The organism is Exiguobacterium sp. s39, from assembly GCF_018618925.1.
GTDB lineage: Bacteria > Bacillota > Bacilli > Exiguobacteriales > Exiguobacteriaceae > Exiguobacterium_A > Exiguobacterium_A abrahamii.
This window is the reverse complement of the sequence record NZ_JACSNA010000004.1, coordinates 1-23,565: the sequence shown is the minus strand read 5'-3', so window position 1 is coordinate 23,565 and position 23,565 is coordinate 1. Positions and strand designations below refer to the sequence as shown.

Annotated in this window: 21 protein-coding genes, 1 rRNA gene and 1 riboswitch; of the genes, 1 reads left to right on the top strand and 21 read right to left on the bottom strand. The window is 50.7% G+C overall.

Features of this window, described 5'->3' with window-relative positions; all coding sequences use genetic code 11:
• The first annotated feature begins 124 nt into the window (after positions 1-124).
• Complete coding sequence (locus KNQ11_RS14605; RefSeq protein ID WP_214772434.1) at positions 125-706, top strand: class D sortase; 582 nt, start codon at positions 125-127, stop codon at positions 704-706.
• 470 nt (positions 707-1,176) lie between these two features.
• Here the strand turns inward: KNQ11_RS14605 and ligA are convergent, their stop codons facing one another.
• From ligA to rrf, 21 genes are all read right to left on the bottom strand, one after another.
• Positions 1,177-3,171 carry an NAD-dependent DNA ligase LigA gene (gene ligA, locus KNQ11_RS14600; protein ID WP_047394971.1) on the bottom strand — a complete coding sequence of 665 codons (1,995 nt, stop codon included), beginning with the start codon at positions 3,169-3,171 and terminating at the stop codon, positions 1,177-1,179.
• A 14-nt stretch (positions 3,172-3,185) separates the two neighbouring features.
• Positions 3,186-5,411, bottom strand: a complete 2,226-nt coding sequence (gene pcrA / locus KNQ11_RS14595; protein ID WP_050678990.1) for a DNA helicase PcrA — start codon at positions 5,409-5,411, stop codon at positions 3,186-3,188.
• A 45-nt stretch (positions 5,412-5,456) separates the two neighbouring features.
• Entirely contained in the window at positions 5,457-6,152 is a 696-nt protein-coding gene (gene pcrB / locus KNQ11_RS14590) for a heptaprenylglyceryl phosphate synthase (RefSeq protein ID WP_214772432.1), read from the bottom strand.
• Positions 6,153-6,214: 62 nt separating this feature from the next.
• Positions 6,215-6,439 (bottom strand): hypothetical protein, encoded by a 225-nt coding sequence (locus tag KNQ11_RS14585; RefSeq protein ID WP_214772430.1) that lies wholly within the window; start codon positions 6,437-6,439, stop codon positions 6,215-6,217.
• Between the two features lie 12 nt (positions 6,440-6,451).
• A complete protein-coding gene (locus tag KNQ11_RS14580; protein ID WP_029340750.1) occupies positions 6,452-7,831 on the bottom strand; it encodes a TrkH family potassium uptake protein in 1,380 nt (459 codons plus the stop codon).
• Between the two features lie 37 nt (positions 7,832-7,868).
• The gene (locus KNQ11_RS14575) at positions 7,869-8,183 is read right to left on the bottom strand and encodes a YerC/YecD family TrpR-related protein (protein WP_023467078.1); all 315 of its coding nucleotides are present in this window, start codon (positions 8,181-8,183) and stop codon (positions 7,869-7,871) included.
• Positions 8,184-8,251: 68 nt separating this feature from the next.
• Entirely contained in the window at positions 8,252-9,991 is a 1,740-nt protein-coding gene (locus KNQ11_RS14570; RefSeq protein ID WP_064300875.1) for an adenine deaminase C-terminal domain-containing protein, read from the bottom strand.
• 210 nt (positions 9,992-10,201) lie between these two features.
• A complete protein-coding gene (purD, locus tag KNQ11_RS14565) occupies positions 10,202-11,464 on the bottom strand; it encodes a phosphoribosylamine--glycine ligase (RefSeq protein ID WP_214772428.1) in 1,263 nt (420 codons plus the stop codon).
• A 15-nt stretch (positions 11,465-11,479) separates the two neighbouring features.
• On the bottom strand, positions 11,480-13,000 hold the full coding sequence (gene purH / locus KNQ11_RS14560) for a bifunctional phosphoribosylaminoimidazolecarboxamide formyltransferase/IMP cyclohydrolase (RefSeq protein ID WP_214772426.1): 1,521 nt from the start codon (positions 12,998-13,000) through the stop codon (positions 11,480-11,482).
• Positions 12,997-13,572, bottom strand: coding sequence for a phosphoribosylglycinamide formyltransferase (gene purN / locus KNQ11_RS14555; RefSeq protein WP_214772424.1), 576 nt, complete (start codon positions 13,570-13,572; stop codon positions 12,997-12,999). The genes purH and purN overlap by 4 nt, the downstream gene beginning before the upstream one ends.
• The gene (gene purM / locus KNQ11_RS14550; RefSeq protein WP_214772422.1) at positions 13,569-14,603 is read right to left on the bottom strand and encodes a phosphoribosylformylglycinamidine cyclo-ligase; all 1,035 of its coding nucleotides are present in this window, start codon (positions 14,601-14,603) and stop codon (positions 13,569-13,571) included. The genes purN and purM overlap by 4 nt, the downstream gene beginning before the upstream one ends.
• A 16-nt stretch (positions 14,604-14,619) precedes the next feature.
• The gene (gene purF, locus KNQ11_RS14545; RefSeq protein WP_214772414.1) at positions 14,620-16,029 is read right to left on the bottom strand and encodes an amidophosphoribosyltransferase; all 1,410 of its coding nucleotides are present in this window, start codon (positions 16,027-16,029) and stop codon (positions 14,620-14,622) included.
• Positions 16,005-18,224, bottom strand: coding sequence for a phosphoribosylformylglycinamidine synthase subunit PurL (gene purL / locus KNQ11_RS14540; protein ID WP_214772413.1), 2,220 nt, complete (start codon positions 18,222-18,224; stop codon positions 16,005-16,007). The genes purF and purL overlap by 25 nt, the downstream gene beginning before the upstream one ends.
• Complete coding sequence (gene purQ, locus KNQ11_RS14535) at positions 18,205-18,888, bottom strand: phosphoribosylformylglycinamidine synthase subunit PurQ (protein WP_050678983.1); 684 nt, start codon at positions 18,886-18,888, stop codon at positions 18,205-18,207. The genes purL and purQ overlap by 20 nt, the downstream gene beginning before the upstream one ends.
• Positions 18,885-19,133, bottom strand: coding sequence for a phosphoribosylformylglycinamidine synthase subunit PurS (gene purS / locus KNQ11_RS14530; RefSeq protein WP_023467069.1), 249 nt, complete (start codon positions 19,131-19,133; stop codon positions 18,885-18,887). The genes purQ and purS overlap by 4 nt, the downstream gene beginning before the upstream one ends.
• On the bottom strand, positions 19,130-19,837 hold the full coding sequence (purC, locus tag KNQ11_RS14525; RefSeq protein ID WP_058704942.1) for a phosphoribosylaminoimidazolesuccinocarboxamide synthase: 708 nt from the start codon (positions 19,835-19,837) through the stop codon (positions 19,130-19,132). Before purC ends, purS begins: the two co-directional genes overlap by 4 nt.
• A 59-nt stretch (positions 19,838-19,896) precedes the next feature.
• Positions 19,897-21,192, bottom strand: a complete 1,296-nt coding sequence (gene purB, locus KNQ11_RS14520) for an adenylosuccinate lyase (protein ID WP_214772411.1) — start codon at positions 21,190-21,192, stop codon at positions 19,897-19,899.
• A complete protein-coding gene (gene purK / locus KNQ11_RS14515) occupies positions 21,189-22,292 on the bottom strand; it encodes a 5-(carboxyamino)imidazole ribonucleotide synthase (protein WP_214772409.1) in 1,104 nt (367 codons plus the stop codon). Before purK ends, purB begins: the two co-directional genes overlap by 4 nt.
• The gene (gene purE / locus KNQ11_RS14510) at positions 22,289-22,780 is read right to left on the bottom strand and encodes a 5-(carboxyamino)imidazole ribonucleotide mutase (protein WP_050678980.1); all 492 of its coding nucleotides are present in this window, start codon (positions 22,778-22,780) and stop codon (positions 22,289-22,291) included. The genes purK and purE overlap by 4 nt, the downstream gene beginning before the upstream one ends.
• A gap of 89 nt (positions 22,781-22,869) precedes the next feature.
• A riboswitch (purine riboswitch) is annotated at positions 22,870-22,971 on the bottom strand.
• Between the two features lie 209 nt (positions 22,972-23,180).
• Entirely contained in the window at positions 23,181-23,378 is a 198-nt protein-coding gene (locus KNQ11_RS14505; RefSeq protein WP_023467064.1) for an NETI motif-containing protein, read from the bottom strand.
• A 99-nt stretch (positions 23,379-23,477) separates the two neighbouring features.
• Positions 23,478-23,565 (bottom strand): 5S ribosomal RNA (rrf, locus tag KNQ11_RS14500); the annotation flags it as partial.

The following is a 23,565-nucleotide window of genomic DNA, read 5'->3' as shown; positions in this document are numbered from 1 at the left end:
ACCCCATGTTTTTAAATCGTTCTCTTTATCATAACAGAATCGTTTTCCATCGGGGAAGGACAAGTTTTCCCCTGATTTTCAAAAAAGATGATGCGCCTTAGCGTATCCGAAAGGACTTTTTCTCATGACACGTCGTAAATTCATCGGTCTGCTTTTTTTACTGGCAGGCATCGCCCTTATTGCTTGGCCCTTCATCAGTGACTATCAGCGTGAACAGGAAGCAGCAAATTTAAAGGAACAATGGACCAAAAGTTTGAAGACCGTTGATGCGAAAGAGACGAAACAACCGCTCGCAAAATCAGGTGTTGGACTGCTCTCGATTCCAAGCATTGATTTTGAGCAAGTCATCTTAGAGGGTTCGACGACAGCGGTCTTAGACCGTAGTATCGGTCATATTCCAGAAACCGGATCACCCGGAAAAGGCAATTATGCGCTCGCCGGACACCGAAGTTTCACGGAAGGACTTCACTTCAATCGTCTGCCTGACGTCAAAAAAGGCGATACCGTTATCGTCACGACAAAAACACATCGGTATACGTACCGCATCACGTCCAGTCGTCTTGTCACACCGACGACATTGTCCGTTCTCGACCAATCCGTCGCTTCCCCAACCATCACATTGATCACCTGTGATCCACCAGAAACGGCAACGAATCGTCTCATCAAACAAGGTACTTTGATTCGGAGCGAGACGATTGCTTCGTAACAAGGATGAACACGAATAAAGGAAGGCGGATTTCTGCCTTCCTTTCAGATTATAGACAAAAAGAAGGATGACTCAAAAAATGACGCGTCTTTTCACGCCCTTTCCTCAGGCGAGACACAAGCCGGTTTTCCCGCTCCATTCGAGCAGAAAAACGGGTCTCGTTTGTCTCTGACAGCGCAAAATCGCGCTTTTTCCTGTAGGAGTGGCGTATGACGCGTCATTCTTTTTTATCCCCGGAAGAAAGATCAGAGAAGCGTTTTGTTCCCTCGACATCGCTTCCTAGGGAAAAACAAGCAAGAGCGACCCTGCAGCGAAGCGAAGCGGCGCGATGCTTGTCCCAGGAAAACGATGCGAGACGAACAAAAAAAGCGCAATCCTTCTCGTTAGAGAAAAATTGCACACTATCTTCAGTTTCAAAGGAAGGCGGAATTCCGCCTTCCTTTTTGTTTGATCGTTCTCATTCATTCTTCTCACGCTTCGTGTTTAGCTAATTCTTCTAACAGACGCGCTTCATCCCAAATTTCGATACCAAGCGATTCCGCTTTCGTCAGTTTAGAGCCTGCCTTTTCCCCTGCGACGAGTACGTCCGTCTTTTTACTGACACTTCCTGTCACATCGGCTCCGAGTGCTTCGAGTCGTTTACCGGCCTCTGACCGTTTTAAGCTCTCGAGCGTCCCCGTCAAGACGATCGTTTTGCCGCCGAGCGGTGCATTCGTCTGATCGACCCGTTCACCAAGGAAACGTTGATTGACGCCGAGTTGTTCCAAATCACGAATCAATGCCTGTGCTTCCGGATGCTCGAAGTACTTCACGATTGAATCTGCGATTTTCCCCCCAATGCCATCGATTGCGACAATCTCATCGTAGCTTGCAGCCGCAATCCCTGCTAACGAATCAAAACGTTCCGCTAAGAGATACGCCGCTTTTTGACCGACGAGTCGGATTCCGAGACCAAATAAGAGACGCTCGACCGAGTTCTGTTTCGAGGCTTCGATCGCCGCAAGTAATTTATCGACGGACGTCTCACCCATGCGGTCAAACGTCAATAATTCCTCACGATCGAGTCGATATAAATCGGCAATCGTCCGGATCGCTTCATGATCATACAATTGACGAACGACTTTTTCACCGAGACCGTCAATGTTCATCGCTTGACGCGAAACGAAGTGAATGATGCCTTCCATCAATTGCGCTGGGCATTCCGGACTGACACAGCGGATGTCGACTTCACCTTCGAGACGGACAAGTTCCGACTGACAGGCCGGACAATGTGTCGGGAAGACGATCGGTGTCTCTTCCCCCGTTCGCTCTGCCGTGACGACTTGTACGACTGCCGGGATGACATCGCCCGCTTTTTTAATGATGACCGAGTCCTGAAGGCGGATATCTTTTTCAGCGATGAAGTCGGCGTTGTGTAGTGTCGCATATGTTACCGTCGATCCCGCGACGACGACCGGTGCAAAACGGGCACGAGGCGTGACTTTCCCGGTCCGACCGACACTGAAATCAACGTCTTCGACTGTTGTCATGACTTCTTCCGCCGCGAACTTATAGGCTGTCGCGAAGCGGGGACTTTTTGCTGTGAAGCCGAGCTCTTCCTGATCATCGTATCGATCGACTTTCAAGACGATTCCGTCGATCTCATATGGCAGGCTCGCGCGCGCTTCCGTCCAATGTGCGATGTAGGCAAGAATCTCTTCCACCGTCTCACACGTCTGCATATGTTGATTGGTCGGTAACCCAAGTGAGGCAAGTTGTGCCATCGCTTCGCTATGTGAACGGGCCGTCAACGTATTGACACCGACGCCATACACGAATAACGACAGATTACGCGACGCTGTGATTGACGAATCCAGCTGACGCAGACTACCTGCGGCCGCGTTACGCGGATTCGCGAACAATGTCTCTTCTCGGCTAGCCCGGTCTTCATTCAAGCGTTCGAACGATTGTTTCGGCATGTAAGCCTCACCGCGGACTTCGACCGTCTCTTCCGCCTGCAAACGAAGCGGTAACGCTTTGATCGTCCGTAGATTCTGCGTGATGTTTTCGCCGACTGTTCCATCGCCACGCGTCGCCCCACGGACGAATCGCCCGTCTTCGTATTTCAGCGAGATGGCAAGTCCATCGAATTTCAGTTCGGCGACATACGTCGTCGAACGTCCGAGCGACCGCTCAATCCGAGCGACCCATTCGCGAATTTCCGTCTCATCAAAGACGTTTCCGAGCGACAGCATCGGTAAATCATGCGTCACCTTCTCGAACGCTTCGAGCGGTGCCGCGCCGACGCGTTGCGTCGGCGAATCCGGTGTAATCAGTTCTGGATGCTCTGTTTCTAACTCCGTCAGTTCACGAAGCAGTTGATCGTACGTCGCATCCGGTACCGTTGGTTGATCCAGTACGTAGTATTCGTAGCTGTATCGGTTCAATGTTTGACGAATCTCATCTATACGCTGGCTTGCGTCCATCTGTGGACCTCCCGTCATACCTTTTTAATCGGTGCGAATTTCGCGAGCAATCGTTTGATTCCGACTGCTGGGAATGCGATATCGATTTCAAGATTATCCCCTTCACCACGAGTCTGGACGACTGTACCAAGTCCCCATTTCCCGTGCTCTGCCTTATCTCCGACCGACCAACCGAGCGTTTCCGCACCTGACGTCTTCATTGCTGTCGGTTTGCTGATCGAGCGACCGATGACGGCTTTGCCTTGCGGAACAGGGCGGTCTTCCCATGGGAGTGGCTTCGCTTTTTTACCGGTCCGCTCGATGACGACTTCCGGCAGCTCTGCTAGGAACCGTGATTCTTGGTTCGCATTCGTTCGTCCGTACAGGGAGCGCATCCGCGCGTGTGACAAGTAAAGGCGTTTCTCAGCACGTGTGATCCCGACGTACGCGAGGCGACGTTCTTCTTCCATCTCGTCTTCATCTTGAAGCGAGCGGCTATGTGGGAACAATCCTTCCTCCATCCCAATCAAGAAGACGACAGGGAACTCGAGTCCTTTTGCCGAGTGAAGCGTCATCAACGTGACTTGTTCTTCCGGATCCGTCTCGTCGAGTGAATCAACATCGGCGACGAGTGTCAAATCGGTCAAGAAGGCGATGATCGTCCGGTCTTCTGGATCGGCTTTCGCCGTCTCCTTCTCGAAGTTTTGCGCAACAGTGATGAACTCGTTGATGTTCTCGAGACGACTCTGCGCTTCAAGTGTCTTATCTTCCTTCAGCACTTGACGATAGCCTGATTTTTCGAGCACTTCTTCGACTAGTTCCGACAGGCTGATGAATTCTTGCATTTGGCTGAGTCCGAGAATCATCGTCCGGAAATCCGTCAGCTTCGCTGCCGTCTTTGGTGCGATACTCGACAATTCGATATCGCGAATCGCTTCCATCAATGACACACCTTGTAAGTCGGCGAAATCACGCAGCTTATCAATCGTCGTCGCACCAATCCCGCGTTTTGGTTCGTTGACGATCCGCGCGAAGGACAGGTCTTCATCCGGATTCGAAATCAATCGGAGATAAGCAAGCACGTCCTTGATCTCTTTACGATCGTAGAACTTCGTGCCGCCGATCATTTTGTACGGAACGTTCGACTTAAGAAGCGTTTCCTCAATGGCACGCGATTGTGCATTCGTCCGGTACAGAATCGCGATATCGCTCAGTTTCATCCCGTAACGAAGTGAGTTCCGAATCTCCTGGACGATATAAAAGGCTTCTTCCCGCTCATTCTCCGCCGTATGAACGACGAGCTTCTCGCCTTCATCATTATCCGTCCAAAGTTTCTTATCTTTGCGTGTCGAGTTGTTTTGGATGACATGGTTGGCTGCTTCCAAGATTCGTTTGGAAGAACGGTAGTTTTGCTCGAGTAAGATGACAGCTGCATTCGGATAGTCCTCTTCGAACGAGAGGATGTTCGCGATGTCAGCACCACGCCAGCGATAGATCGACTGATCCGAGTCTCCAACGACACAGAGATTCTGATGTCCCGATGCTAACAGGTTGACGAGATCATACTGGGCTTTGTTCGTATCTTGATACTCATCGACATGAATGTAGCGGAATTTCTTCTGATAGTAAGCAAGGACATCCGGACTCTTCTTGAACAATTCCGTCGTTTTTCCGATCAAATCATCAAAGTCGAGCGCGTTGTTCCGGCGTAAGACCGCTTCATATCCTTTATAGATTTCAGCAACTGTCTTTTCATACGGGCTCGTCACGATCGAGGCGTAGAATTCAGCACTGCGTAATTCATTTTTCTGTGACGAGATGATCGTCAGCATCGAACGTGGATCCCATTTTTTTGGATCCAAGTTTTGTTCCTTTAAGACGAGCTTGATCGCCGACTGCTGATCACTTGAATCAAGAATCGTGAAGTTACGATCGTATCCAAGCTGATCGATGTCGCGACGTAACATCCGGACGCACATCGAGTGGAAGGTCGAGACCCAAATATCGTTCGCGACACCACCGACCAAACGACCGATCCGGTCTCGCATTTCCCGCGCCGCCTTGTTCGTGAACGTAATCGCGAGGATGTTCCACGGTGCGACTTGTTTAGCCGCCATCAAATAAGCGACCCGATGTGTCAGGACGCGTGTCTTCCCGGAACCGGCTCCTGCCATGATCAGCAGTGGACCTTCCGTATGCTTGACTGCTCTTGCTTGCTCAGGGTTTAGTCCACTGACGAGCTGTTCACTCAAATTAAACATATCAATAGCCTCATTTCTTATATTCCGAACTTTTGTTCCTATATTTTATCGTGTCGCTGCGACAGTCGCAAGCGCTGCTTTTAAATCCTCATAAATGACGTTCCCGACGACGATCGTATCCGCATACTGCAGCATCTCACGCGCTCGCTCCTCGGAATCGATTCCTCCACCGTAAAACAGGCGTGCCTGTTTCAAGACATCGCGAACGGCTGCTACTCGTTCCGGTTCTCCGTAAATGCCGCTGTATTCGAGATACACGACCGGTAGACGGAAGACGCTATCCGCTAACTGCGCATAAGCGACGGTCTCATCTAATGTTAGCGGTTTTGCTTGTGTCACACGCGCGACCTTCGCATCAGGATTCAGGACGATATACCCTTCCCCGACAAGATCAGCGTGCGCCAGCATATGACCGACTTGTTCTAACGCCTCGACTTGTTTTTCAACGACGTACTCTAATGTTCCCGCATTCAGGACTGTCGGTGTCAGATACGTATCAAATCCCATCGTTGCGGCTTCGAGTTCAGAAATCTCGAGTGCCACTGCGACTGGATACCGGCGCAAACGCATCAAGAGATCAAGCGTCGCATCGAGTGTGATGTCATCTGTTCCACCGACAAGAATCGCATCCGTTCCGGACGTCGCAATCGCCTGCAGGCTAGCATCATCAATTGGTTTTGCTGGATCTAGTTTAAAGACATGTCGCCATTCATTAAAAGGTAATAACACGGTTCGTCCCATCCTCTCTTTCTCATTCCACATTCAGTATAAAACAAAAAACCATCTCGCGCAGGGCGAGATGGTCAGACGTGTGTCCGTCGTTTCGTCAAGAGTGACGCCAGTAACAACGCAAAGACAGCATATACCGGCACGAACGCCCACGTTTCTGCCAAAAAGAAGCCGAGTACCGGGACGTCCAGTAACGGTGAATCCGGTGAACAGAGTGCTCGACCGTTTACGAGCGCCAAAAACGGTAAGACAGGAACAGCAAAGATATAGGCGAAGTTGATCCAAAAGGCACGTTTCATAAAAGAGCCTCCTTATCCGATGATGACGGATTCCTTCGGATAGTTGTAGTTACGTTTCGGTTGGTTCGCTTTCAAGAGAAGAACGAACGAGATGACACCGATTCGACCGATGAACATCAGCACAGACAACGTCCATTTTCCGATATCCGATAATTGATCCGTGATGCCGAGCGATAGACCGGTCGTTCCGAACGCTGAACAGGCTTCAAAAAACAGCACGAGGAACGGGGCATCTTCGACAAGCAATAAGACGATCAATCCGACCATCGTCACACCAGTCGAGACGACGATGACGACGAAGGCTTTCCAGATGTCCGACTGACCAATCTCACGACCAAAGATTTTGATGCCGTATTCGCCTCGGATGAAGGCGATGACACTCAAGACGGCGACCGCGAACGTCGTCGTTCGAATCCCCCCACCAACGGAAGACGGTGACGCCCCGATGAACATCAAGAGCGACAGGACGAAAATCGACGCTTGTGAGAAGGAGGTGATGTCGACCGTCGTCAATCCCCCGTTTCGGGTCGTGACGGATTGGAACAAGGCGTCGACGAGCTTCTCATCGATCGGTAAACCTTTAAAGGATTGGTTCCATTCAAATAGCAGCAATGCTACCGTTCCGAATAGGACGAGAATGAAGAACGTTGACGCCGTTAATTTTGTAAACAGTGAAAAATGATACGGTTGACGTGTCGCTTGGCGTGTCGCCCGGTACGAGATGTAGCGCCGGACTTCGACGAGTACCGGAAAGCCGATCGCCCCAAGTGTCAGTAACAAAATTTGCATGAAGACGACGAACAAATCACCACGAAACGGTAGTAACGATTCACCCGTGATATCAAAACCAGCATTCGTCGTCGCACTGACCGATCCGAACAGTCCTTGGAGCATCGCTTCACCTAGTGTCGGAAAATATTTCGTATAGTACAGCCCGAGAATCAATGCCCCGATCAATTCAATCGAGACGATGATCAAGATGACTTCCCGAATGTATTTGACGACCCCTTGCATCGTCGTCTGGTTCTGATCTCGGACGACGAGTTGGCGTTCCCGAAAGCCGATTCGTTTTCCGAGAATGACCCACATCGCGATATGAAGCGACATCAAACCGATTCCGCTGACTTGCACTAAAATCATGATCATGAAGTAGCCGAACGTCGTGAAGGTTTCTGAGACCGAGACCGTCGTCAAACCAGTGACACTGACACAACTGACCGCCATGAAGACGAGGTCCGTGAAATCCCAGTTGTAGTCTCCCTTGGTCGACCACGGCAGACCGAGCATGATGATTCCGATGATGACTGCAACGAAATAGATGATGACGAGCGACTGGATGGGCGTCAGCCTTCGAATGAAATGCTGAATTTTATGTTGTAACGCAAAATCCAATATGACACGCCCCCCTTCATAGAAGTAGCGGATAACATTAGTTATCCGCTACTTCTTGCTCGATAAGACCTAGGCGGGCAAGCGCCAGATCATAACCGCCCGAACCGTAGTTCAAGCAACGTTTGACACGCGAGATCGTTGCTGTTGAAGCACCGGTCGCCTTTTCGATTTTGTGATACGTATTGCCTTCACGTAATTGACGTGCGACTTCAAGACGTTGGGCGAGCGCCTGGATTTCGTTGACGGTCGCTAAGTCTTCGAACAACGTATAACAATCTTCTAATGAATCCATCTTCATGATGGCTGTAAATAACTGATCCAATTCTTTTCCACGCAATTTATCGAGTTGCATCTTGTGACTCCCTTTCCCATTCAATTGCTCTTTAATAGTTTAAAGCGCGACGTTTTAAAATTCAAGCATCATCGCAAAATCGCTGGGAAAAGGACTTTTTTCCGAAGGACTTCGTATATTCCCTGCGGTGTGATCCGCACATATGGCAAGTGAGTGGACGCTAGGAATAGCAACGTATAGACAGGATCTTCAAACGCATAACCGCGTTCGAACAATGCTTCCCGTAGAGCGGTTTCCTGAACGATCAAATCTTCGAGTGGCAAGTCGGACGTCTGCCCCATCAAGGTCAACGGAACTTCAGCGATGACTTCTCCGTCCTCGACGAGAACGATTCCGCCGCCGAACGCTTTCATTCGATCAAACGCGACTTGCATGTCTCGTTTCGATTTACCGATCATCAAGATATCACCGCTAATCGAGTACGAACTGACGAGACCACCGACTTGTGTCGCAAAGTTTTTCAGAACGGTATTCAGTCGCCACTTCCCTTCCCGGTCGAGTAACATCAGGAAGGATTCATCACATCCTGCCGGTAGCACAGGCACACTTGTATCGTGTTCGACTTGATAGAGCTTCATGATGACGGAATTGACCATCTCAAGACCAACCGGCATGCTAAACGAAAAATCCTGTTCCGTTAAGGAAACCTGGACTTCCGAGCGTGGCATGAGCGCATAGACAGCATCGAGCGCTTCTGCCGGGTAACAGGGGATGTCGGCTTGACGGACCCATGTGCCGCGCGCAAGTACGGCGACAGGTGTCGGTGCATCTTTTGCCTCAAGGAAATTGAGATGCGCGATTCGTCCTGGTGCGATACTCCCGAGTAGATGATCGAGATTAAAATGACGCGCTGCATTGTACGACGCGATCCGGTACGCTTCTTCGACCGGGATGCCTGCCTCGAGCATCAATCGGATCGTCTCATCCATCATGCCTGCCTTATAAAAGGACGGCGTTGAACCATCTGTCGTCACGAGTACCTTATCGAACTGCGTCAACCCTGCTTCGACGAGACCTTTAAAGATATCCGGTAGATCTGGACGAATCGATGAATAACGAATTGTCGTCGTGTAGCCAAGTTCAAGACGTGTCATCGCTTCTTCGACCGTCATCGCTTCGTGATCGCTCGTCACGCCATACAGCGCCATCTTCGTCAGCGTCTTCGCTGAAGCACCAGGGAAATGACCTTCGATCGGTTTTCCGAGTTTGATCGCATCCTGCATCCAATGGAGCAATTCATCGTCCCCTTGCGAGAGACGTGGCCATCCCGTCAACTCACCTGCTTGGATGACTTGTGGATGCTTGAGCCACGCTTGAATCCGGCGATTATCGATCGATATACTGTCGGCATCAAGCTCGGTTTGTGCGTCGAGTCGTGCCCACCAGTACATCGAGGTCGGTAAGTCTGCTAGCGCCTCGACTTGAGCAAACGCTTGCTCCGTCGGCTCTAATAATAACAACATATTGTCGTTGACGAGCGTCGATGTTCCCCGCTCTGCTGCGAATTTTGCAAGACTCGCTGGATTGTAAAGTTGGAACGGATGGGCATGGGGTTCAATGTAACCGGGTACGATATATTGACCTGTCGCATCATGGTACGCATCGGCTTGTTCCGGCATCTCTGGACCGACATAGACGATCCGGTCGCCACTAATCCAGATATTCGCCGTCCGCCATGCTTTGACACCATGATTCAGGTAAGTGGCATTCTGTATGACAAGTGTCGGTGCAAGCTTTCCGCTGATGACCGCTTGGTGTGTTCGTACTTCAGATTTCGTCCAAGGGGATCTTCCACAATTTTTTTTCACGAAAGCTCGACCTCCTTTGTTTTATTGAAAACGCTTTCTTATAGTTCTTATACTAAAATGTTGCTAAGTAAGTTTCAAGAAGTTTTGCCCCGTTCCGGATTCATTTGGTCAAAATAACACAAATTCGCCATGGAAGACAAATCTTTTCGTGCACTTCGCCAAGAAACAAAAAACCAGACGAGGCTCCTTCGAGCACGTCTGGTTCAGATATCATGATTCATGCGAGGCACGAAAGGCTTTTTGAGCGATATCAGTTCGGTAAAAGAATGGTTGATCCGTCACGTCTGGTAAGTTCGCATAGACCTGTTCGACAGCCTGCTCGATCGTCTCGGCACGGCTGACACATACGAGGACACGTCCACCAGCTGAGACAAGTTGATCGTCTCGTTCTGCCGTGCCGGCATGAAAGACGAGAAGACCGTTCCCGATCTGATCAAGTGGAATCGCTTGTCCCGTTTTTGGCGCTTCCGGATATCCTTCTGCTGCGACGACGACACCGACAGCTGCTTGATCCGTCCAAACGACTTCTGGTATCTGTCCGTCCATCAGCGGCATGATGACATCAAGCAACGGCGTCTCTAAGCGCGGAAGAATGACCTCTGTTTCCGGATCACCGAACCGGGCATTGAACTCGATGACGAATGGTCCTTGTTTCGTCAGCATCAGACCGGCATAGAGGAAGCCGGTGAACGGAATTCCTTCGCTTGCCATCTGATCGACGAGCGGCTGAATGATGCGATCAACAGCTTCTGTCGTCAACGCTGCTTCGTCCCACTGAGGAAGCGGAGAATACGCGCCCATGCCTCCTGTGTTCGGACCTAAGTCACCGTCAAACGCCCGTTTATGATCTTGCGACAATACCATCGGGATGACCGTCTCTTCGTGCACGAATGCCATCAACGAACACTCTTCCCCGATCAGGCATTCTTCGATGACGACGCGGCTTTGTTGACCGTATTCTCCGGCAAACGTATCGTGGATTGCAACAAGCGCCTGGTCCACGGTTTCTGCGACCGTGACTCCTTTTCCGGCAGCAAGTCCATCGGCTTTGATGACGATCGGTGCACCCGCTTTGCGAACATACGCCTCTGCATCTGCTGCTGAAGTAAAGACGGCGTGAGCAGCGGTCGGAATACCGGCACGCTCCATCAATTCTTTCGCGAACTGCTTACTTCCTTCGATCGCTGCCGCTTCCCGTGTTGGTCCGAAGATTTGCAGTCCCGCTGCCTGAAAGGCGTTAACGACTCCGAGAACAAGTGGTCCTTCTGGTCCGACAATCGTCCAATCGATCTGTTCGTCTTGTGCGAACGCCACGAGTTCATCGATAGCATCTTCGGCGATCGGAACACATGTGGCTTGTGTCATCCCGGCATTCCCAGGCGCAGCATACACGGTCTCGATCCGTTCATCCTGTGCCAGCTTCCAGACGAGCGCGTGTTCACGCCCTCCTTTACCAATCACCAATACCTTCATTCAAATCGCCTCCACTTAGTGTTTGAAATGTCGAACGTTCGTAAAGACCATCGTAATGCCATGTTTGTTACACGCATCGATCGACTCTTGGTCACGAATCGAGCCGCCTGGTTGAATAATTGCTGTAATGCCAGCTGCTGCTGCCGCTTCGACCGTATCACCCATTGGGAAGAAAGCATCGGAAGCAAGGGACGCGCCAACTGCTTTTTCTCCGGCTTGCGTAATCGCGATGTTCGCTGAACCAACACGGTTCATCTGTCCTGCACCAACACCGACCGTCACTTCGTCCTTCGCGAGAACGATGGCATTCGACTTGACGTGTTTGACGGCGCGCCATGCGAGTTTCAAGTCCTCCCATTCCGCTGCTGTCGGTTTGCGGTCTGTCACGACACGTGCTGCTGCATCATCAAGCGTCTCATCGTCACTGTCTTGGACGAGCATGCCGCCAGCGACTGCCGTATAACGGATCGCTTGGACACGCTTGACGTCGAGTTCAAGCAGACGGATGTTCTTTTTCGCTGACAACAAGGCGAATGCTTCTTCTGTGAAGGATGGAGCGATGATGATCTCAAGGAAGATACCGCTCAATTGTTCTGCTGTCTCTAGGTCAACTTCACGGTTCAAGGCGACGATGCCACCGAAAATCGACACTGGATCGGCTGCATGAGCGCGGCGGAATGCCTCTCCGATCGTTGGACCGACGGCAACACCACATGGGTTCATGTGTTTGACGACGACAGCTGCTGCTTCGCGGAACTCGTCGAGAATTTCAAGTGCAGCGTTCGCATCTTGAATGTTGTTATACGACAACTCTTTACCGTGCAACTGTTTCGCTGAAGCGAGAGATGCTCCACGGTAAATCGGTGTTTTATAGAAGGCTGCTTCTTGGTGTGGATTTTCTCCGTAACGGAGATCTTGGACTTTCTCAAGCGTGATCGTCAACTGATCGGGGAACTTCTCACCTGTTTGCGTCAAGAAATAATCCGCGATCAACGCATCGTACGCCGCTGTATGCCGGAAGGCTTTCGCCGCAAGACGTTGACGTGTCTCAAACGTCGTACCGCCTTCACGAATCTCAGCAACGACCGTTTCGTAATCAACTGGGTCGACGACGACCGTGACAGCTGCGTGGTTTTTCGCTGCTGAACGCAACATGCTTGGTCCACCGATATCGATGTTCTCGATCGCATCGGCATAGGCGACGTCTTCTTGTAAGACCGTCTGCTTGAACGGATACAGATTGACGACGACGAAATCAATCGGTTGAATCTGTTGCGCAGCCATCTGCTCACGATGGGATTCAAGATCACGACGACCGAGTAATCCACCATGAACCATTGGATGGAGCGTCTTGACACGCCCATCGAGCATTTCTGGGAATTGTGTGACTTCACTGATACCAATGACCGGAAGCCCAGCTTCCTCTAATGCTTGATGTGTTCCGCCTGTCGAGACGAGCTCGATACCTGCTTCATGGAACGCTCGTCCTAATTCGACGATTCCTGTTTTATCCGACACACTAATTAACGCTCTCATACGTTTGCCTCCTCTTTCATCCACTCTTCGATGACTTGCGGATACAGTCTATGTTCGACACGCTGAATCGCTTGTTGCAATGTTTCACGCGTCATCTCTTCTGTAATCCGGACGGATTCTTGGGCCATGATCGGTCCTGTGTCCATGCCTTCATCGACTATATGAATTGTAACACCTGTGATTTTAACTCCGCCACGAAATGCTTGACCGATCGCATCTTTTCCCGGGAAGGCCGGAAGTAGCGACGGGTGGATGTTGACGATCCGCCCTGCGTATCGTCCGAGCAACTCTTCCCCGATCAATCGCATATAGCCGGCGAGAATGATCCGTTCAACGCCTTTTGCTTCAAGACGGGCAATGATTTCCCGCTCAAAACTCGGTTTATCCGGATAGTCCTTCGCCCGAAAGACGAAGACGTCACATCCGCGTCGTTTCGCCCGTTCAATGACTGCTGCGTCCGGTTGATCGCAGACGATCAGTTCAATCGAGGCATGTAACGTTCCTGCCTCGATTGCTTCAAAAAGTGCTTCGACATTACTACCGCTTCCTGATGCAAAACAGGCAATCTTCATGCGTCGACTCCTTGAATTCGAACACCTTCTTGATCGGTCACGTGACCAATCACGTACGCCGTCTCATTTTCACGAGCGAGGCGTGCTGTTACTTCCGCGACATCTTCTGGTTTGACGATCAACATGAAACCAATCCCCATGTTGAAGACATTATACATGTCATGTCGTGGAAGGTCACCCGCTTGCTCGAGCCAGTCGAAGACTGGTAACGTCGGCCACTTTTTCGGGTCGAACGATGCGCCGAGCCCTTCTGGCAAGACGCGTGGTACGTTCTCGTAGAATCCCCCACCCGTAATATGAACCATCGCTTGGATCTTTTCCGTCTCAAGGGCTGCTTTGACCGCTTCGACATAGATACGTGTTGGCATGAGGAGCGCATTTCCGAGCGTATGACCGAGCATCATGACTTCATCTTCGTATCGGAGGCCACTGTCGGCGACGATTTTACGAACAAGTGAGAACCCATTTGAATGGACGCCGGACGAAGCGAGACCGAGAATAACATCTCCCGCTGCGACGTTATCACCTGTGATCAATTTTTGTTTCTCGACGGCACCTACAGCGAACCCGGCGATATCATATTCGCCGTCCGCATACATCCCTGGCATTTCCGCTGTTTCGCCGCCGATTAACGTACATCCCGCCTGGACGCAACCTTCTGCGACACCTGCGACGATCCGTTCGATCTTCGCCGGAATTGCCTGACCGAGCGCGATGTAGTCAAGGAAATAAAGTGGTTCCGCGCCTTGGACGATGATATCGTTCACACACATCGCGACACAGTCGATCCCAATCGTATCGTGTTGTTCCAGTGCGAAGGCGAGCTTGAGCTTCGTACCGACACCGTCTGTCCCACTGACAAGGACCGGTTCTTTCAACTGCAATTGGCTGAGGTCGAACATCGCACCAAAGCTACCGAGTCCCGTCAATACTTCTTTGCGCATCGAACGGGCGACGTGTTTTTTCATTCGGGTGACTGACTCATATCCTGCTGTCAGACTCACACCTGCTGCTTCGTAATGTTTGCTCATGTTCTTCCCCCATCTATCAAAGTTTAGCTTCTAACTCGAGCGAACCGAGCGGTGTCGGATACTCTCCTGTGAAGCAAGCGGTACATTGTCCTTTTAACGGTCCATCGAACGGGCGATCGATGGCATCGACCATGCCCGGTACAGTCAAGAATTCAAGTGAATCCGCACCGATTTCCTGACGGATTTCTTCCGGCATCAACCGAGCAGAGATCAGTTCTTCCTTCGATGAAGTATCAATCCCGTAATAACATGGATTCGTAATTGGTGGTGCCGTGATGCGGACGTGCACTTCCGTCGCACCGGCTTCACGTAATAAACCGACGATCCGGCGACTCGTCGTTCCCCGGACGATTGAATCATCGACCATGATGACACGCTTTCCTTGCACGACGCCACGTAGCGCGGACAACTTCATTTTGACCCCACGTTCCCGTAACTCTTGTGACGGCTGGATGAACGTCCGTCCGACATACCGGTTCTTGATCAATCCCATTTCATATGGAATCCCACTCGCTTCCGCGTAACCGATCGCTGCCGAAATACTTGAATCCGGCACTCCGGTAACGACGTCTGCTTCGATCGGTGCTTCTTCATACATCTTTTTCCCGAGTGCTTTGCGGGCCGTATGGACGTTGACGCCATCAATGATTGAATCCGGACGTGAGAAGTAGATGTATTCCATCGAACACATCGCCCGTTCACGTGGTTCCATGTATTGACGAGACGACATACCGTGTTCTGTGATCGTTACGAGCTCCCCTGGCTCAATATCACGAATGAACTCCGCGCCGACGATATCAAAGGCACATGTTTCTGACGCGAATACGATGCCGCCGTCTGGTGTCTTCCCGAGTGACAATGGACGCAGTCCGTGTGGATCAACTGCCACGAATAACGTGTCTTCCGTTAAGAAAAGGAAGGCGAACGCCCCGACGAGACGCGCGAGACTGTCAGCAATCCGGTCTTCGAGTGTGTCGAGCTTACTGCGTTTGACGAGATGGGCGACGACTTCCGTATCACTCGTCGTCTGAAAGATGGCACCTTCTGCTTCTAACAGGTGCTTCAGTGAATCGGCGTTGACGAGGTTTCCGTTATGTGCGAGGGCGAGATCTCCCGTCCGCGATTTGAAATGCAGCGGTTGAGTATTCTCAAGCGTGTTTCCACCTGCTGTCGAATACCGGACATGTCCGATCGCGTGATGTCCTTTCAGATTCGTCAGTGTCTCTTCCGAAAAGACTTCCGTTACGAGTCCTTGCCCGCGGTGCGGGAAGAGGTCGTCACCGTCACTCGTGACGATGCCTGCCCCTTCCTGTCCCCGGTGTTGCAAACTGTGCAAGCCGTAATAGGCGAGTTGCGCTGCATTCGGTTGTCCGAAGATCCCGAAGACGCCACACTCCTCATTTAGTCCTTTGATGTCATATAACACGCGATTGCTCCTTCCCAGTCTTCCTGTAAGGTCGAACGGTCTGCTTCGATCCGTGTCTCTACCGTTTCGATGACGAGAAGCTCATCGTTCGTGACGACACCGATCGCTTGAGCACCAGTCCGTTGTTCGAATGCTGTGACGTGCGCTTGTGGCACCGTGACGACGAAGCGTGATTGCGATTCACTGAACAGGTGTAACGTTGGTCCGTTGAACTGAACCGTCAACCCGAGATCCGTTCCAAACGTCATCTCAGCGAGAGCGATGGCGAGACCACCTTCTGACACATCATGCATCGCATTGACTTCACCTGCTTGTACTGCCTGCTGTAACAATTGTAAGCGTGCGTGTTCGACGGCTAAATCAATCTGTGGTGCGCGACCGAATGATTTACCGAATTGCATATATTGAAGCTCACTGCCACCAAACTCGTCTGTTGTTTCTCCTAATAGATAGATCTGGTCACCAGCTTGTTTGACGTGTTGCGTTGTGATCCATTCGGTTTGCTCGTGTAAGCCAACCATTCCGACGACCGGTGTCGGGTGAACCGCTTGACCGGCTGACTCGTTGTAGAGTGAGACGTTTCCACCGATGACAGGTGTCTCAAGGACACGACATGCTTCGGCCATACCGGCTGTTGCTTGCTGCAACTGCCAGAAGCCTTCTGGTTTATCCGGATTTCCGAAGTTCAGGCAATCCGTGATGGCGAGTGGTGTCGCCCCACTCGCGACGATATTACGGGCTGCTTCTGCAACCGCAATCTGTCCACCGACATATGGATCCAAGTAGACGAAGCGGCTGTTACAGTCGGTCGTCATCGCGAGCGCTTTGTTCGTGCCGCGGACACGAATGACGGCTGCGTCTGATCCTGGTGCGACGACGGTCGATGTCTGGACCATATGATCGTACTGATCGTAGACCCAACGTTTTGAAGCGATCGTCGGCTGACGTAGTAGCGCCCGCCATGTCTCAACGACGTCTTCAACGACTGGAAGCGTCTCTTCCATCGCTTGGAATTCTTCATAATACGCAGGGACGCGAGATGGTTTTTCATAGACTGGTGCTTCTTCCGCTAACGCGTCGACCGGAACTTCTGCGACGATATCCCCGTGATGGATCAAACGTAAGACTTTCTCTTCAATGACTTCTCCAACGTGAACGGCATGGAGTCCCCATTTGCTGACGATTGCTTCGATCTCTGCTTCGCGACCACGCTTGACGACGAGTAACATCCGCTCCTGTGATTCCGAGAGCATCATTTCGTAGGCAGTCATCCCTGTTTCTCGTTGCGGAACGTCATCGAGGTGCATCTCGATGCCCATACCGGCTTTTGAAGCCATCTCTGCTGAAGACGATGTCAGTCCAGCAGCACCCATGTCCTGCATTCCGACCAGTGCCGGGTGCCCGACGATTTCAAGACAAGCTTCAATCAATAGCTTCTCCATGAATGGATCACCGACTTGAACAGCCGGACGTTTTGCTTCCGTATCCTCTCCGAGATCCTCCGAGGCAAACGTCGCACCATGAATTCCGTCGCGTCCAGTAGCTGCACCGACGTACATGACTGAGTTGCCGACACCTTTTGCCTGACCTTTTTGAATATCCGCATGGTTGATTAAACCGATACACATCGCGTTGACGAGTGGATTGCCTTCATACGAGCGATCAAATCCGATTTCGCCACCGATCGTTGGGATCCCGACACAGTTGCCATAACCCGCGATCCCAGCGACGACTTGTTCGAACAGTTGATTGACACGTGGTGTACCGAGATGACCGAAACGGAGCGAGTTCATGAGTGCGACCGGTCGTGCGCCCATCGAGAAGATGTCACGAATGATTCCGCCGACGCCTGTCGCAGCCCCTTGATACGGTTCAACAGCGGATGGATGGTTGTGGCTTTCGATCTTAAAGACGACTGCCTGCTCATCGCCGATATCAACGACACCTGCACCTTCCCCTGGTCCTTGTAAGACACGTGGTCCAGTCGTCGGGAATTGACGGAGGACGGGTTTAGATGTCTTGTATGAACAATGCTCGGACCACATGACTGAGAACAATCCTGTTTCCGTATAGTTCGGTTGGCGTCCGAGTAAATCGACAACCATCTGGTATTCTGTATCACTCAAGCCCATCGTGGCATAGACGCGTTGCTCTTGAATCAATTCTGGTGTTGGTTCAGACTGTTGTTTTAGCATGGTGTGCCCCCTGTTTGACGAGTGAAGTAAAGAGTTTTAGTCCATCTGTTCCGCCGGTCAAGAGTTCGACCGCTCGTTCCGGGTGTGGCATCATCCCAAGAACGTTGCCGGCTTTGTTCGTGATTCCGGCGATATCGCCGCGCGAGCCGTTCGGATTGTCGACATATGTGAAGGCGATTTGTCCGTTCGTTTGCAGCATCGCGTAAGTCGCATCGTCGCAGTAGTAGTTTCCTTCACCATGCGCGATCGGAATCGAAATCGTCTCGCCTGGCAGGTAATCCGATGTAAAACGTGTCTTTGTATTCTCAACCTTTAGTTCAACCGTCCGGCACATGAACTTCAAGCCGTTGTTTCGGTGCAAGACACCTGGTAAGAGTCCCGCTTCGACAAGGATCTGGAATCCGTTACATACCCCGAGGACCGTTTTCCCTTCTGCCGCAAAACGTTTGACTTCTTCCATGATCGGTGAGAAGCGCGCGATCGCGCCGCAACGAAGGTAATCACCGTAGGAGAATCCGCCCGGTAACAGGACGCCGTCGTAGCCTTCAAGTGATGTTTCGGTATGGAAGACATATTCCGCTTCTTCTCCGAGAGCATCCTTGACCGCATGGTACATATCTAAATCACAGTTCGATCCCGGAAAGACGATGACCGCGAACTTCATGCTGGCGTCACCTCTTCGATCGTAATCTGGTAATCTTCCATCACCGTGTTGACGAGTAGTTTTTGACACATCTCATGAATCATCGCTTCTGTCGTTTCCGTCTCAACGAGCAGTTCAATCTGTTTTCCGATTCGGACACTCTCGACACCCGTAAAACCAAGCTGTTGCAATCCGCCTTTTACAGCAACTCCTTGTGGATCTAAAATGCTTTCCCGTAATGCGATCGATACGATGACTTTTTTCATTGTGTGTTTCCCCCTAGGCGATTGAATAGTGTTTGGTAAGTCTCTGTCAGTGAACCGATATTGCGACGGAAGACATCTTTATCGAGATGTTCTCCTGTCGCCTGATCCCACAAGCGACATGTATCAGGTGAAATCTCATCTGCTAGTAGAATCGTTCCGTCTGCCGTCTTGCCGTACTCCAATTTAAAATCAATCAACGTGATTCCGTTTTGACGGAAGTAAGGTTGCAAGACTTCATTCACGCGAAGTGCCTTGTCCGACAACTGTTTCAACTCTTCAGAAGTCGCAATCTTCAGTAAATTGATGTGTGATGAGGTGACGAGTGGATCGCCTAACGTATCATCTTTATAGTAGAACTCAACGATTGGTGTTTCGAGCACCGTACCTTCTTCGATACCGAGCCGTTTACTCAAGCTTCCCGCGACGACGTTTCTGACGACGACTTCGAGTGGAATGATGGTGACACGACGTACGAGCTGTTCGCGCTCCGAGACACGTTCAATGAAATGTGTCGGAATGCCCGCTTGTTCGAGGATTTCAAAGAAATGACTCGTCAATCGGTTGTTTAATTCGCCTTTTCCAGCAAAGACTTCTTTTTTCTCGCCGTTGAATGCCGTGGCTTCGTCTTTATAGACGATCCGGAGCACATCCTGCTCCTGCGTCGTGTACAATCGTTTTGCTTTTCCTTCATAAAGTGGTTGCATCGCTTTCGTCCCCCATGATCCTAAGATGTAGACGGGGCAAGTGCCCCGTCTCAGGTTGATTAGTTCAAGCCACACCGTTCAAAGATTTCATCGACACGACTCGTATGATACGTCGGATCGAAACACGCATCGAGCTCTTCTTCTGTGAAAAGCTGTTGAATGTCCTGTTCTTGCCACAATAAGTCACGGAACATGATTTGTTCTTCCCACGCCTGCATCGCACGCGGTTGAACGAAATCATACGCTGCTTCACGCGACCAACCTTTTTCGATTAAAGCGAGTAAGACATGTCCAGAGAAGATGACGCCGAACGTCTGGTCCATGTTCCGCTTCATGTTGTCCGGGAAGACCGTCAAGTTCTTCACGATGTTTCCGAAACGGTTCAACATATAGTTGAGTAGTCCTGTCGCATCCGGAAGAATGATACGTTCTGCCGAAGAATGCGAGATATCCCGTTCGTGCCAGAGTGAGACGTTCTCGTATGCCGTCACCATGTGTCCACGGATGACTCGAGCAAGACCTGTCATGTTCTCTGAACCGATCGGATTTCGCTTGTGCGGCATCGCCGATGATCCTTTTTGACCTTTAGCGAAGAATTCTTCGACTTCACGTGTTTCCGTTTTTTGCAGACCTCGGATTTCCGTTGCCATCTTTTCGATCGATGTCGCGATCAAAGCAAGCGTCGACATGTAGTGTGCATGACGATCACGTTGTAACGTTTGCGTTGAGACCGGAGCGGGCTTTGTCCCTAACTTTTCGCAGACATACTTTTCAATGAACGGATCGATGTTCGCGAATGTTCCGACGGCACCCGACATCTTGCCGTATTCGACCGTCTCACGCGCTGCTTCGAAACGAACTTTATTCCGCTTCATCTCTTCATACCAAAGCGCTAGTTTCAGACCGAACGTCGTCGGTTCTGCATGTACGCCATGTGTGCGTCCCATCATGACCGTATATTTATGTTCGTTCGCTTTGATTTTTAAGATTTCGATGAACCGATCGAGATCTGCAGCAAGAATGTCGTTTGCTTGCTTCAACAGATACGAGAGTGCGGTATCGACGACATCCGTTGACGTGAGTCCGTAATGCACCCACTTGCGTTCTTCTCCGAGTGTTTCAGAGACGGCACGCGTGAAGGCGATGACATCATGACGTGTCTCTTGCTCGATTTCAAGGATGCGGTTGACATCAAATGAGGCATTGTCCCAAAGCAACTGGACGTCCTCTTTCGGGATGACACCTAGTTCACTCCATGCTTCACATGCAAGAATCTCGACTTTTAACCAAGCCTCGAATTTGTTTTGTTCGGTCCAGATTGCTTTCATCTCAGGACGTGTATACCGTTCGATCATTGAACTGTCTCCTTCCATATCGACAGGCGTTCGACTTCTGCCAAAGCATCGTCGACGGTATCCGCAAGAATGTTCAAATGGCCCATCTTGCGTCCTGTCTTGGCTTCTGCTTTTCCATATAAGTGAACTTTCGTCCGAGCGTTTAGTCTCGGTAGTTCCTCGTATAATGCTGTGACATACTGACCCAGGATGTTCGCCATGACGACCGGTGTCGTCAGACGGGTATCACCGAGTGGGAGACCACTGATGGCACGGATATGTTGCTCGAATTGGGATGTTTCGCAAGCATCAATCGAATAGTGACCCGAATTGTGTGGTCGGGGTGCTAGTTCATTGACGATTAGTCGAGAACCAACGACAAACAACTCGATGGCCAGTGTACCAATCAACCCGACGGCATCCGCAATCGATTCAGCGAGCGCAATTGCTTCTTGTTCGAGCGATTCAGAAATGCGTGCCGGTACAATCGAGAGATGCAAAATGTTCTCTTGGTGAATGTTCTCACTGACTGGGAAGACACGTGTTTCTGTTGCGCTTCGAGTGACGATGACGGAAATTTCCTGATCAAACGGTAACCACTGCTCCGCAACATACTCTGTCGGTTCGAATCGTTCGATTGCCGCTTGGAACTGTTCTTCCGTCCGGATGACGGTCTGTCCTTTTCCGTCATAGCCGAATCGTGCTGTCTTCAAGACGAACGGTAACCCGAGTCGCTGTTTTGCTTCCTCTAAGTCAGAAGGATGCGTCACCGGATAGTACGGAGCGACAGAGTGTCCAATGCGTTCAATCATCTCTTTTTCCCGTACCCGATGTTGCGTTTGAAAGAGGAGATCCGTTCCGTGAATCAGTTTCGTCCCGATCGCTTCAGCGACTTCCGTCGAGATGTTCTCGAATTCGTAGGTGACGACATCTGATTCAGCTGCGAGCTGTTTCGCTGCCTCGACATCCGTAAAGGGAGCTTTAATATGTTGATCCGCCACTTGCGCACATGGTGCGTTGTCCGTTGGATCGAGTGTCAGAATCTCAAAGCCCATCTCACGGGCGGACAGTGCCATCATCCGACCAAGTTGACCGCCACCTAGTATCCCGATTCGTTTCATAACAGGTTTCCTCCAGATGCAATGACGTCTCCTTCTAGTTCGACTCGCATATGATCGAGCTTGCGGGCAAGTCGTTCATCTTGAATCGAAAGAATTTGAGCAGCTAGCAATCCGGCGTTTTTTGCGCCTGCTTCTCCGATGGCAACCGTTGCGACCGGTACACCACCTGGCATTTGAACGATCGAGAGCAAGGAATCAATTCCTTGGAGCGCTCTACTTTTCACAGGAACACCGACGACGGGTAATGTCGTTTTAGCGGCTACCATGCCCGGTAGATGAGCAGCACCGCCTGCACCGGCAATGATGACCTTCAGTCCTCGTTCACGTGCTGATTCAGCATAACGAAACATTAGATCCGGTGTCCGGTGTGCGGAAACGACTTTCTTTTCGTAAGGAATCTCAAGTTGCTCCAACACATCACATGTATGTTTCATCGTTTCCCAATCCGATTGACTTCCCATGATGACGCCGACTTCTGCATTTCCCATCGCTGTTTCCTCCTTTGTGCATAAAAAAAGCCCAAACCACGGCTAAAAGGGTGGCTTAGGGTATAAAAAGGTACGCCAAAGAAATATCGACGAACATCCATATACCCCATAGTCCAACGATTTAGGGTCGTTGGGTAGAAACTTGCAAGCCATATCCCTGCTATTATACGAGGTGTTTATATTCAATCATCCTGTCACGACTTCATCTTAACAAGTCCATCCCAAGGCGTCAACCAAAGGCGAACAATTTAATTGTCTGAAAATTTATCGTTCGGTTTTAAAAGTAGTTTTTCTGATTTCATCTAGTGTCCATTCGGAGTTTATTTTCTTGAAAGGCATCACATGGAATCAAGCACTAAAAAAAGCACCCTCCACATGATTCGGAGGATGCTCTAGGCAGTTATTCGTTCTCTTTCACTTTGCAATCGAAGACGATTTGCTGACGAATTGGATACGGTTCGCCATTAGCGTCTAATCCAAAGATCGGTTCTTCTCGTCGGACCGTCGGGCGGTATCCCATGGCATCGATACGATCCAAACAGGCACCAATCGTCTCGTTCTCTTCGACGGCTACGCGTAGTTTCGTTTTTTTCGCCATATCCCTGTTCAGTCCCTTCATTAAAATGGATACATGTCTTTCTACAAAAAGACACAAAAAAGCGGCGGCCCTTGAGCGCATGCTCCAGAACCACCGTTTGCCTGGCAACGTCCTATCCTCACAGGGGGAAGCCCCCAACTACTTTCGGCGTTCAAGTGCTTAACTTCCGTGTTCGGCATGGGAACGG